This window comes from Vibrio sp. 704, from assembly GCF_033339295.1.
Map to the genome: position 1 here is coordinate 1 of NZ_JAWOUH010000853.1, position 553 is coordinate 553.

At 46.7% G+C, this 553-nt stretch carries 1 pseudogene; it reads left to right on the forward strand.

Features of this window, described 5'->3' with window-relative positions:
- Positions 1-553, forward strand: a pseudogene (gene vscQ, locus R7R24_RS29520) (SctQ family type III secretion system cytoplasmic ring protein VscQ); the annotation flags it as partial.

Here is a 553-nt window from a genome sequence, read left to right on the forward strand (position 1 = left end):
ATTTTCTGGCTACCGCTTGACCACTCTGGTTGGTGGACAAACCATTCAAGTCGATTTTTGTTCCGCGCAACTGCAGCAATGGCTTCACTCAACTTTGAATGCGACAGCGTTTGAATCTCTCCCAAACTCGTTGCAGTTAGCTCTGCTCAGTACGCAGATTGAACCTCATGCTGACGCGTTCAAACGACTATTTGGTCAGTTACCTATCCTCAGCAAATTACAACCGCTGGAACAAAGCGAAACGCAGCGCAATACCTTAATGCTGACGCTAAACAAACCGAGCGCATCACTTTGTTTGTGGGTAAGTGAAGGTCAAAGCGTTTTAGTTGATGCACTGCCGCCATGCTCGTCGCAACTGACTCAGCATATTGCCCTTCCTGTCTGGCTAAGCCTTGGCAAAACGCACCTGAACTTAAATCAATTCCATTCGTTAGAGCTTGGAGACGTGATCTTTTTTGACCAATGCTACATCGCCCAGCAACAAGCGATTTTTCAGGTATCCAATAAGAATCTGTGGCGTTGCCAGCTTGAAGACAACACCCTCTACATCATT